1 protein-coding gene is annotated in these 3,307 nt (G+C 75.7%); it reads right to left on the minus strand.

Annotated features, from left to right (window positions below; translation table 11 throughout):
* Positions 1-3,176, minus strand: a 3,176-nt coding sequence (locus KDK95_RS37545; RefSeq protein ID WP_212522523.1) for an HAD hydrolase family protein, incomplete at its 3' end; no start/stop codon positions are given.
* Positions 3,177-3,307 lie beyond the last annotated feature (131 nt).

The raw sequence follows: 3,307 nt of genomic DNA on the forward strand, positions 1-3,307 counted from the left end.
CGGCCGGGCGGGTGGCCGATCAGGCGGGCGACGGCTTGGGCGACGCCTGCCTGGTAGGCGCGGCTGACGGTGCCGATGCCGGCGGCGCGCATGGCGGTGCGGTCGGCGTTGGCCGGGGCCAGGCCGAGTTCGGCGGCGCGCAGCATTCCGGTGTCGGCGGCGCTGTCGCCGACGGCGAGCGCGACGGGCGTCGCGGGGTCGTCGAGCCGGCGGGTGAGGGCGAAGACGCCTTGGGTCTTGTCGAGGCCGACCGGCAGGAGGTCGGTTTGGGCGTCGCCGTCGACGGGGGTGACCTGGTGGCGAATGACGATGTCGTCGACGGTGGCGGGATCGAGGGCTTTGCGGCCGTGGCGGGTGCGGCGGTAGGCGCGGATGCAGGCGCGGTAGCGCTCGTCGATGCCGGTGCCGGGCCGGGCGGCGAGTTCGGCGGCGAGGGCGCGGTCATGGCCGGGGGCGAGGTATCCGGTTTCGCGGGTGGTGGCGTCGTAGTACGCGGCGCCGTATTCGGCGACGGCTCCGGGGAGCCGGTAGTTGGCGCAGCGGTCTTGGACGTCGGGGACGGGGCGGCCGGTGGCGAGCAGGACGCGGTAGCCGTGGGCGCGCAGCGCGCGCAGGGCGAGGGCGCCTGCCGGCGAGGTCATCGGGAAGCCGAGGAGGTCGGTCTCCAGGGTGCCGTCGAGGTCGAGGACGCAGAAGGGACCGGCGGGTTCGTCGTCGAGGTCGGCGAGGTAGAGGGCGGCGTAGAACTGCTGGACGGCGCGGTCCTGGACGCGCGCGGGCTCGAGGCCGGCGAGGCGGGCGTGTCCGGCGTGCTGCAGGCGGGCGATGTTCCAGCCGTGGACGACCTTGTAGACGCACCATCGGGCCGGGTCGATCCGGGTTCCGGTGGCCTGCCGGTAGCGGGCGAGGAGCTTGTCCTCGGCGTCGGGGTCGAGGATCGCGGCGGCGGCGAGGTCGAAGACGGGGTCGTAGTCGGCGAGGTCGAGGTGGCTGAAGGAGCCTTCGTCGAAGTCGGTCTTGTGCCAGCCGTCGGCGGTGGCGCGCCAGGTCCACGGGAGCATGCGTCCGTCGGTCAGGCAGGGCCGGTCGGCGTGGGTGAGCTGCCGCAGGATCGGGTCGACCAGGAGCGGGCGCAGCGGGGTGCCGAGGCGGCCGAGGGTGCCGGAGAGCAGGCGTGCCCCGATCTCCCAGGCGGGTTCGCGGCCGGTCAGGAGTGCGGCGCGATCCTCGGTGACGGGCAGGGCGCGGGCTCGGGCGGCGACGTAGTCGGCGAGCGTGTCGGGGGGCGGCGGCTGCGGCGCGGGTTCGGGGCCGACGGGATCGCGCGGGTCGCGGTCGCGCAGCAGGACGCCGTCGGCGAATCCGTGCACGTGCGGGACGGAGCCGGTCAGGGCGTCGGCGACGGCGAGGGCGTGGCGGCCGAGGTAGCCCAGGCCCGCGCCCTCGGCCACCAGCGGCAGCTGCTCGGGCCCGTGATCGGTGGCGATAGTGACCGTGAGGGGCACCGCGAGGTGGCCGAGGCGGGTGGGGATACCAGGGAGCGTGTCGCTGATCGCGAGGATCGGGGTGCCGGGCGGGAGCAGCCCGGGCAGGGTGCGGCGCAGGCCGGCGGTGCCGAGGCGGGCGCGGATGTCCCAGTCGGCGGCGGGCAGCACGATCGCCGGGTAGCGGGCGAGGTGCTTCGGGGTCTCGCAGCCTTCGAACGCGGCGAACGCGATCACGGTGCGGTCCGCGGGGAATCCGGCGTGTCCGGCGGCGCGGGCGATGCGGGCGAGGGAGCGGCCGCTGGCGGGCGGGTCGTCGAGTACGACGACGATGCCGCCGGAGTGGCGGATGCGGTCGAGGGTGCGGGTCTCGCCGGGCATGAGGCGTTCGCCGGGGCGGATGGTGCGTGCGGTCACGTCGCGGTAGCCGAGTGCGCGGGCGCGGGCGGCGGCGAGGGGGGCGAGATAGCTGCCGGAGGTGCGGGCGCCGAGGATCAGCAGGGGCCTGGCGCGGTCCGGGTAGCGGGCCGCGAACCGGTCGATGAGCTCGTCGATGTCGCGCGGGTGCTGGTCGAAGCTCCGGAAGCAGGTCGGCGGGCGCAGCACGGCGCCGGCCAGGAGGCGTGCTGCGCGCTGCGGGACGTGCTCGCCGAGCGCGGCAAGCGCGCCGTCGAGGCGCGGGTTTCCGGCGTCGAGGTCGGCGAGCGCGCCGTCGAGGCGCGGGTTTCCGGCGTCGAGGTCGGCGAGCACTGCGATCAGGATGCGGAGCCGGGAGCGCCAGTGCGCGAGTTCCCGGTGCGCTGGAGTGAGTCCGCGTACGGCGGCGACAGCGTCCAGGCTGCGCAGTGCAGTGCGGCCGGGGGCACCGTGGGCGTCAACTTCGAGGTGGTCGGCGGTGCGGCGGGCGAGGCCGGCGGTCGCGCGTTGGACGTCTTCGACGATCTGGTCGATGCCGCAGGCGGCGAGGTAGGCGTCGAGCACGTCGCCGTCGGCGGCGGCGGTGTGCAGGCGGGCGAGGAGTTCGGGGACGGTGGCGTGCAGGTCCGGGACGGGGGGCTGCACGTGCGCGCGCTGCCCGGCTCGGGCGGCGTTCTCGGCGTTCTCGACGTGCTCGGCGTTCTCGGCGTCCTCGGCGTCCTCGGCGTCCTCGGCGTTCTCGGCGTCCTCGGCGTGCTCGGCGTCTCCGGGGGCATCTGGATCGGCGTGGACCGCGGCGGTGGTCCGGCCGGTGTGCAGGCGGCCGACGGCGTATCCGGTGCCGGTGACCGCGACGCCGGCCAGCAGGGCGGGGATCGTCGCGGGACTCGGTCCGCTCCCCCGCCTTCCGGGTCCGGGCAGCGCGTCGAGGACGGCGTGCGGGATCGTCGAGCTCAGGTACGCGCGTTCGCTGGCCAGGCCGGGGGCGGTGCCGGTGCGCCGGGTCATCGCGGCCTTCGACAGGCCCTCGGAGTAGCAGCGTGCGCGGAAGTACTCCCAGGTGGCGCGCCGGTCGGGGACGTGGTGGCGGACGGAGGCGGCCGGGTCGTAGAGCAGCAGGCCGTCCGGGTGGCGTTCGGCGGCGCGGATGCACAGTTCGGTCTCCTCGCAGCCGAGGGGGCGGGTGCCGATGCGGCCGAGGTCGGTGTCGAAGCCCCCGCATTCGTCCAGGACGGCGCGGCGGAAGGACATGTTGGCGCCGAGGAGGTTGCGCACGGGGGCGCTCCGGGCCCCCGTCCAGCCGGACCACGCGCAGTCCCGCGGCCAGCTTGCCGACGGAGCGCCCCGAGCTGACCGTCTCGCACACCAGGGGATAGCCGATCGCGACCAGCAGCAGCGAGACGATG

Origin of the sequence: Actinospica acidithermotolerans (assembly GCF_018139625.1) — a bacterium.
In the GTDB taxonomy this organism is placed as follows: Bacteria; Actinomycetota; Actinomycetes; order Streptomycetales; family Catenulisporaceae; genus Actinospica; species Actinospica acidithermotolerans.